This is a genomic window from Nocardia violaceofusca NBRC 14427, assembly GCF_963869435.1.
Classification (GTDB): domain Bacteria; phylum Actinomycetota; class Actinomycetes; order Mycobacteriales; family Mycobacteriaceae; genus Nocardia; species Nocardia aobensis.
On sequence record NZ_CAWMPM010000049.1, the window covers coordinates 46,949 to 54,231 of the forward strand.

Genomic DNA, 7,283 nt, shown 5'->3' on the forward strand with positions numbered 1-7,283 from the left:
TTCCCGGTCCGCGCACATCCGCGCACTATGCTTGCCGGTCGATAGCTGTTCGCGATCTGCTGCCATGACATCGAGGAACAGGATCCAGCTATGCGACGTCCCCTCATCGCCGCCGCGACAGGCATCGCCGCGGTGACCGCCGTCGCGTCGATCTTATGGACCGGCGGGAGCGAAACGAGTCACGCCCAGCCACCCGGCACGGACGTGACCGGTTCGGGAGTCCATCTCACCGCGTCGGTGGACAACATCGGGGTGAACCCACCCGGTGACCGGACACCGAACTACCTCATGACGTTCTCCCATGCCTCGCAGCTGTCCGGGAATTTCTCGGTCAACGTCGAAGGTGACCCGATCACCTCGGGTCAGGCGGTCGCGGGATTCCTGCTCGGCTGCGGGATCAGCGTGGCCGGCGGTTTCGACGTGGGCATCTCGCCCAACCAGGGACTGCAACTCAGTATCTCCCCGACCTTCACGCCGCCGTCTCTCACGACTGCCGCCGCGCCCATCGCCACCACCGGTAGCGCCACTCCGACCACCAGCGGTACCAGCACCTCCCCCACGACCGCCCGTACCACTACCACTCCCACCAGGGCTGTCCGTACGAGTGTCGCTCAAACCACGAGTTCCACTCCCACGACGACTGTCGTATCCCCGACGACCGTCACATCCCCGACCACTGTCACGCCCCCGACGACAGTCCTCCCCACCACGGACACTCCCACGATCACCACTCCGAGCCTGCCCACCACATCCGGTAGCGCGGGGCTGCCCGGGGTATCGCCGCCCGGTTTCGACCTCGGGCCGAGCGTCGGCGGCTCCCTCGGCCTGTCCGAGAACCTGGACGCGAACATCGGTCCCGGTCAGGTCACCACCGCCACCACCGCGACGGCCACCCTGGACAACACGACCGCTTTCCCGTACCACATCGCATTCAACAACGCCGCGTTGAACGTCTCCCAATGCGCGTCCCCGGTTGCGGCGGTCCCGTTCGTCTCCGCCACGGTGTCGACGCCCACGGGCCTGGTTCAGACCACCGCGTACGGCGATCAGTTCACGTTCTGACGCGCACTCCCCCATCACGCGGCCTGGGCCGCCCGCATCGCGGGCGGCCCAGGTGCATTCAGGTCGAGGCGTCCAGGTCAGGACATCGCCTCGCTCACCGCATTCGGCCCGTCGAACATCCGATCGGGCATGCTCTCGAGCGCGTCGACGATCTCCGCGCCGGCGCCGTTGTTCCGCGCCGCGCGCACGATATCGCGGCGGTCACACGGATAGTCCACGCCGGAGAGATACTTCTGCACCTGAATGGGATTCACCTTCTGGCTCATCGTTTCTCCTCTCTCGGTACTGTCCGTTCGGGATTGGAACGACGGCGCGATACCACCAGAATCGGAGCCGAAACATCGCAGTTGCCGAATCGCTGCCACGACGACGCGGCCGGTGCCGATTCGCAACGATCCCGGGTCCGGGTGCAGGCGTGCGGCTCGCCGATATGCCCCGCCCACAGGACGATATGGCAGGTCGGGGCGCCGGCCCCCACGGGCCACCGCCGCGTCGCGCCGCGGTCGTCGAACGCCGCGGCTCCTCCCCGCGCCGTTCCTCCTCATGTCAGCGAGCGGACGACGCGACGTCGCCCGCCGCGGCCGCTGCGGCGGTCCGTCGATAGGCCGCCGAGGTGTCTCTGGAGATCCGATCCCACGAATAGCGTCCGCGGGCACGTTGCAGGCCCGCCTCCCCCATGGCTCGGCGCGCCTGCCGGGTATCGAGCAGCCCGGACAGGACCTCGGCCAGAACCGCGGGGTCACCCGGGGGGACCAGGCGCCCGGTCACCCCGTCGAGGACGGTGTCGAGCATTCCGCCGACAGCCGTGGCGACCACCGGCTTCGCGCACGACATCGCCTCGAGCGCGACGATGCCGAACGGCTCGTACCACGGCGTGCAGACCACGGCGTCGGCCGAGCGCAACAGCATCGGCAACTCCGCCCGCGAGACCGGCCCGCGCAACCGGACCCGTTGCGACACACCGTATTCCGCGGCCACGGCACGCAATCGCGCCTGCTCGGCCTCGTCCTCGGCGCTCTCCGAACCGCCCGCGATCACCAGTTCGGTATCGGGCACCCCCGACAGTGCCACGATCGCGCAGTCGAACCCCTTGCGCCGCACCATGCGGCCGACCGAGACGATCCGTCGCGGCAGATCCGGTTCCTCGGCGGGACCGTCGGGAGTGAACAGCGACAGGTCGACACCGCACGGCACCACCGACGTGCGCTCACGCGGCACACCCATCCTGCCCAACTCCCGGACCTCGTCGGAACAGGTCGCCACGATATGCGTCGCGCCGGCCGCCACCGTGCGCTCGGACTGGATGCGCGAACGCGGGCTGGTGTCGGCCAGCCCCTGATAGCGCCGCTTCACGGTGCCCAGGGCGTGGAAGGTCAGCACGACCGGGACGGCGAGATCGCGTGCGGCGCATTCGGCGGCGATACCCGACATCCAGAAATGGGCGTGCACGACATCGGGGGTATCAGCACTCCACTGCCGGCGCAGGAAGGCGGCGAACTCGGTGAGGAACGGAGGGATGTCGTCCTTCGGAACGTGCCGCGGCGGGCCGGCCGGAACGTGGATCACGCGATATCCCGCCCCCACCAGCACCTCGGTGGGGATGGCGGGGTCGTCTCGGCGGGTGTAGACCCGCACGTCGTGCCCCAACCGGGCCAGTCCCGCGGCAAGCTCGGCCACATGCACGTTCTGCCCACCCGCGTCCACACCGCCCAAGGGGGCCAAGGGGCTCGCGTGCTCGGACACCATCGCGATCTTCACGCTTCCTCCGATCCGCGTCACCGAGCCGCTCCGTCTCGTCGAGATAGAGCGATGTGCCCGGCGTGCAAGACGTCGAAACAACTGTTGGTGAGCACGATCCGTGTGCCGTCCTACCCCCGCGGGCCGACGGGTGTTCCGATGGGACACTGCGGCGGCAGCGATTTCTCCAGCGAGATTGCTCCGGCGCATCAGTTCTTCCGGCGGGCGCGTTCGTTCGACCGTTTGATCGATTCGATCAATTCCTTCTTCGTCATGCGGGAACGGCCGCTGATGTCGAGGCGTTTCGCGATATCCAGCAGATGCTGTTTCGACGCGTTGGCATCCACACCGCCGGCGGTCTCGCCCGCCGGTTCGGGGCCGCCGTGCCGGGCGCGCTCGTCGGAGGGCCCCTTGCGCTTCTTGGGCTCCCAGTGGTCGCCGACCTTCTCGTAACCGTGTTTGAGGGCAGCGTAGGCGACGCGGTGCGCGCGTTGTTCGCTCTGGTACTCCTCCAGCGCGGAATCGTGCACCTCGGCGAATATTCGCTGCGCGTGCTCATCGGATTTTCGTATGGTGCTGGGCAATTCGGAGAGTTTCGCATCACCGCGCCGAGTGGTTCTGGGCATCGTCTGCTCCCTTCGTCGACGGACAACTACTCGGGACGCCGAACCGCCGGCGACTCCACGCCCTGATAGAGCCGCACGACGCGCTCGTCATCGTCAGCCCTCGAACCGGGCCCAGTATCGGACTTCCCGGCACCGGCCGAGGAAGTCGGCCACCGACGCGCCCGCCGCGAGATCCGTGACACCGGCATCGAGTTCGCCGGTCAGTCCCGCGGCCGCGAACAGCGAACCCGCATTGCGGTGAGCGATGAACTTGCCGTACGCGTAAGCGTCGCTGACGAAGTCGCGCGCCGGCGGCAACGTGGCGAGTTCGGCGGCGCCCGCCTCGGTCGCGAGGATCACGACCGCGTCGTAGAGCACCGACGGTCCGCCGTCGATCTTCTGGTCCGCTTCGATACGTCCGCCGTCGTCGGTGGTGACACCGCCGACCTTCGGCGCGACGACCTCGAGAATCGCCTGCTCCGCCTGTACCGCGTCGCGCACCTCGGCGAATGCCTTCGCGTCGACCCCGTCGGTGACCAGCACGCCGATCTTGCGTCCCGCGACGCTGTCCGGGCCGTTGCGCACGATACTCAGGGCCGGCGAGGGCGGCAGATCGGTGATCGGCTCGCGCGCACGGCGCGCCGGTTCGGGCAGCTCCGCGAGGCCGAGGCCGTCGGCGACCGCCGTGGCCAGATCCTCGTGGACGTTGCGCAGCGCGCCGACGACCCGGGCGCGGATCTCGACCCGATCGCATTTACTCAGCTCGAAGACGAACGCCTCGATGATGTGCTGCTGCTCGATACTCGTCTGGCTCACGAAGAACTGCCGGGCCTGGCTGTAATGGTCGGCGAAACTCTCCGCCCGCAGCCGGCGTTTGGGACCTGAAACGGTCTCCGGATAGGTCGTGAAGCCGCGTTCGGGATCCTCGCGCGGGCCTTTGATGTCGTCGGGCCAGGAATTGGGCTCGTAATTGACGCGGCCCTTCGGATTGACCATGGCCATATGGCCGTCCTGCTGGAACGTCGCGAACGGGCATTTGGGCGCGTTCACGGGCAGGTGCGTGAAGTTGGGGCCGCCGAGCCGCTTGAGTTGGGTGTCGAGATACGAGAAGTTCCGGCCCTGCAGCAGTGGATCGTTCGTGAAATCGATGCCCGGGACGATGTTCTGCGTGCAGAAGGCCACCTGCTCGGTTTCGGCGAAGAAATTGTCGACGACCCGGTTCAGCACCAGCTTGCCGACCGGGCGCACCGGCACTTCCTCTTCCGGAATGATCTTCGTCGGATCCAGGATGTCGAAGGCGAAGCGATCGGCGAAGTCGTCGTCGAACAGCTGCATGCCCAGTTCCCACTCCGGATAGTCACCGGACTGGATGGCATCCCACAGGTCGCGGCGATGGAAATCGGGATCGGCACCGTTGATCTTCAGCGCCTCGTTCCACACCACCGATTGCAGTCCCTGCTTCGGCTTCCAATGGAATTTCACGAAGGTCGAGCGGCCCTCGGCATTCACCAGCCGGAAGGTGTGGACACCGAATCCCTCCATGAACCGGAACGAGCGCGGGATGGCTCGGTCGGACATGATCCACAGCAGCATGTGGGTCGATTCGGGGGTGAGCGAGACGAAATCCCAGAAATTGTCGTGCGCCGTCTGGGCCTGCGGAAAACCGCGGTCGGGCTCCTGTTTGGCGGCGTGCACCATATCCGGGAACTTGATGGGGTCCTGGATGAAGAAGACCGGAATATTGTTTCCGACCAGATCCCAGTTGCCTTCTCGCGTATACAGTTTCACCGCGAAACCGCGGACGTCGCGGGCGAGATCGAACGATCCCTTGTTTCCGGCCACCGTGGAGAACCGGACGAATGCCTCGGTCCGGCGACCGGCCTCCTGGAAGGGGTCGGCCCGGGTCAGATCGGACAGCGAATCGTAGTTCTCGAAGTAGCCGTGCACGCCGAAACCGCGGGCATGGACCACGCGCTCCGGAATCCGCTCGTGGTCGAAGTGGAAGATCTTCTCGCGGAAATGAAAGTCCTCCAGCAGCGCGGGCCCGCGCTCCCCCGCCCGCAAGGTGTTCTGATCGTCTCCGACCACCACACCCTGCTGGGTGGTCAGCCGCACGTCGTCTCCGGATGCTTCCTGGTGGGTTTCGCCGCCGTTGCCCGGCCGACCTGCCACGTTGTCCGTCATCTTCCGACCTCCTGCCGCTGTACGCCGAACCGTTCGGTCACCGAGCCGATACCCGCCCGCCACCGCGGCAAACGTTCGTACCACTGCAGAAGGGGGCGCGAGCCGAACATCGGCGATCGAGCGGTCCGACTCGCGAAATCGAGCGATACCTGTTGCGCCCCTTGCTTTTCCGAAACGTTCCGTCGGCCGGTCTCCCCGCCCCGCTACCGGCACGACGCCGTCGGCACCTCAGTGCGCACCCGCTCCGGCAAGCCGCTGCGCCAGGAGTTCCTTGCCCATATCCGCACCCTTGCGGCTGTCGGCCTGCGCCCGCCGGAAGAAGTCGGCGAGTTCGGCGTCGCCGGCACGCTCGGCATCGCGGCTGTATACCTCCATCCGCAGCGCGTTGCTCATACACTGTTCGGTGAACCAGACCAGGTTGTAGTCTTTGTCCAAGGTGCCCGTGAACTGCCCGGTTTCCTGTTCCTTACCCATCGTGAACCTCCTCGTCGGACGCATTTCCCTCCCGTCACGCGCACTACCCGAGTCGATCGCGACTATTCCTCGGCAGGTGACCGAAGTCCCTCCCGACGGCGGACACCCGGCCCGTAGACAAGGCTGCAGCGACATCGCAGGCTGCACGGAGGAGTGAGGCCGAGCCCCATGACCGAGCAGACGAAGAGATCGATCATCGCCACCGCACTGCTGACCGGGGTCGCCGTCCTGGTGGCGCCGGCGGTGGCTCCCGCCGATTCCCCCGCCCGGGTGGTGCGGCCCGGCACCTCGCTCGGCCTCTGCACGATCACCGCGGCCGGACACGATGCGGCGGGCAACGCGGTAGCCCTCACCGCCGGCCACTGCATGTTCAGCCCCGGACAGAGCGTCGTCGCCCCCGCCATCGGCAGAATCGGGCACTACGCCAGCTGGACATCGAAATGGGCGCTGCTGCAATCGGATTCGACCAGCGACTGGGCCGTCATCGCGCTGAGCCCCGGCATCGGCATCTCGAAGGTCGCCCCGAACGGCGCCGTGATCGACCACTTCGGTGCGGCCCCGGCCCCCGGCAGCCGCCTCGACAAATACGGCAGCACCACCCGCTCCACCAACGGCAGGGTCGATTCGGTGACCGACAATGTGATCCACACCTCCGTCCCGAGCCTCAACGGCGACAGCGGCGGCCCCGCGTACCAGGGCACGGGTCTGGTGGGTATCGACTCGCAGATCAACCCCACGACACCGGACGGCCCGTTCTGGTTCTCCGGCATCGAGGGCGTACTGGCCGAGATCAACTCCCGGCCCGGGATCGTCGGCTACGGCTTCCGACTCGGCTGATCGAATGTGCCACCCAGGCAGATCAGCCCCTGGCTTGTGATACGTTCTCACAGGCCAGGGGCTGTTTTCTGCTCCCCCATCTGGACTCGAACCAGAAACCTGCCGATTAACAGTCGGCTGCTCTGCCAATTGAGCTATAGGGGATTACTCCGGCCGACCCGTGCGGGCTGGCCGAGCACAAACTTTAGCTTATGTCCGGTCCGCTCCCCAAATCGGCCCGGGAGCTGGGGAAATGCGGAACGTGGTGGTGCGTCGGGGGCGCGCGGCGCGGCCACCAACCGGGCTGTGCGGGTGGGGAATTCGAGGGCCCGGCGCCGGGGATCGGAAATTGATGCTCCTATGCTTGTCAAGCTGCGGTGAGCCAGGCTCGGTAGCGGTCGGCGC

Annotated in this window: 7 protein-coding genes and 1 tRNA gene; 2 read left to right on the forward strand and 6 right to left on the reverse strand. The window is 67.0% G+C overall.

Going from position 1 to position 7,283, the window contains the following annotated elements; all coding sequences use genetic code 11:
• Positions 1–90 precede the first annotated feature (90 nt).
• Positions 91–1,062, forward strand: coding sequence for an MspA family porin (locus AC5592_RS32770; RefSeq protein WP_063066409.1), 972 nt, complete (start codon positions 91–93; stop codon positions 1,060–1,062).
• A gap of 77 nt (positions 1,063–1,139) precedes the next feature.
• Here AC5592_RS32770 and AC5592_RS32775 read toward each other — a convergent pair whose 3' ends face one another.
• The 5 genes from AC5592_RS32775 to AC5592_RS32795 form a co-directional block, all read right to left on the reverse strand.
• Positions 1,140–1,328 carry a DUF2795 domain-containing protein gene (locus AC5592_RS32775; protein ID WP_030512889.1) on the reverse strand — a complete coding sequence of 63 codons (189 nt, stop codon included), beginning with the start codon at positions 1,326–1,328 and terminating at the stop codon, positions 1,140–1,142.
• Between the two features lie 280 nt (positions 1,329–1,608).
• On the reverse strand, positions 1,609–2,820 hold the full coding sequence (locus AC5592_RS32780) for a glycosyltransferase (protein ID WP_036508846.1): 1,212 nt from the start codon (positions 2,818–2,820) through the stop codon (positions 1,609–1,611).
• Between the two features lie 188 nt (positions 2,821–3,008).
• Positions 3,009–3,425: a ChaB family protein gene (locus tag AC5592_RS32785; protein WP_063066410.1), complete on the reverse strand. Its 417-nt coding sequence runs from the start codon at positions 3,423–3,425 to the stop codon at positions 3,009–3,011.
• Between the two features lie 93 nt (positions 3,426–3,518).
• Positions 3,519–5,588: a catalase gene (locus AC5592_RS32790; RefSeq protein ID WP_063066411.1), complete on the reverse strand. Its 2,070-nt coding sequence runs from the start codon at positions 5,586–5,588 to the stop codon at positions 3,519–3,521.
• A 228-nt stretch (positions 5,589–5,816) separates the two neighbouring features.
• Complete coding sequence (locus AC5592_RS32795) at positions 5,817–6,062, reverse strand: hypothetical protein (protein ID WP_036508828.1); 246 nt, start codon at positions 6,060–6,062, stop codon at positions 5,817–5,819.
• A 168-nt stretch (positions 6,063–6,230) separates the two neighbouring features.
• Between AC5592_RS32795 and AC5592_RS32800 the strand changes: the two genes are divergently transcribed.
• Complete coding sequence (locus AC5592_RS32800; RefSeq protein ID WP_051025420.1) at positions 6,231–6,899, forward strand: trypsin-like serine protease; 669 nt, start codon at positions 6,231–6,233, stop codon at positions 6,897–6,899.
• 71 nt (positions 6,900–6,970) lie between these two features.
• Here AC5592_RS32800 and AC5592_RS32805 read toward each other — a convergent pair.
• Positions 6,971–7,043: transfer RNA gene (locus AC5592_RS32805), tRNA-Asn, on the reverse strand.
• Positions 7,044–7,283 lie beyond the last annotated feature (240 nt).

What these genes read in the sequence shown, in the direction of transcription:
- AC5592_RS32770 (WP_063066409.1), top strand. Translation starts at nt 91, where the DNA reads ATGCGACGTCCCCTCATCGCCGCCGCGACAGGCATCGCCGCGGTGACC.
- AC5592_RS32785 (WP_063066410.1), bottom strand. Translation starts at nt 3,425, where the DNA reads ATGCCCAGAACCACTCGGCGCGGTGATGCGAAACTCTCCGAATTGCCC.
- AC5592_RS32800 (WP_051025420.1), top strand. Translation starts at nt 6,231, where the DNA reads ATGACCGAGCAGACGAAGAGATCGATCATCGCCACCGCACTGCTGACC.
- AC5592_RS32795 (WP_036508828.1), bottom strand. Translation starts at nt 6,062, where the DNA reads ATGGGTAAGGAACAGGAAACCGGGCAGTTCACGGGCACCTTGGACAAA.
- AC5592_RS32775 (WP_030512889.1), bottom strand. Translation starts at nt 1,328, where the DNA reads ATGAGCCAGAAGGTGAATCCCATTCAGGTGCAGAAGTATCTCTCCGGC.
- AC5592_RS32790 (WP_063066411.1), bottom strand. Translation starts at nt 5,588, where the DNA reads ATGACGGACAACGTGGCAGGTCGGCCGGGCAACGGCGGCGAAACCCAC.